Raw genomic sequence first — 235 nt, 5'->3', positions numbered from 1 at the left:
GCCCGGCGATGAGGTGGTGGCGCATTGCCTGAGCGTGGAGCTGGAGAGCCCGGACGGGCACAACGACACGATGCTCGACACCGAGCAGCGGATCTGGGGGTTCGAGACCAACTTCGGCGGGCTGGCGGAGATCGCACTGGTCAAGGCGAACCAGCTGATGCCGAAGCCGGACCACCTGACCTGGGAGGAGGCCGCGTCCCCGGGGTTGGTGAACTCGACGGCCTACCGGCAGCTG

At 68.1% G+C, this 235-nt stretch carries 1 pseudogene; it reads left to right on the top strand.

Going from position 1 to position 235, the window contains the following annotated elements:
* Window positions 1-235: pseudogene (locus OO60_RS44410) on the top strand (crotonyl-CoA carboxylase/reductase); the annotation flags it as partial.

It is taken from the genome of Amycolatopsis vancoresmycina (assembly GCF_000716785.1).
Taxonomy (GTDB): Bacteria; Actinomycetota; Actinomycetes; order Mycobacteriales; family Pseudonocardiaceae; genus Amycolatopsis; species Amycolatopsis vancoresmycina.
This window is presented reverse-complemented; position numbering and strand designations above follow the sequence as displayed.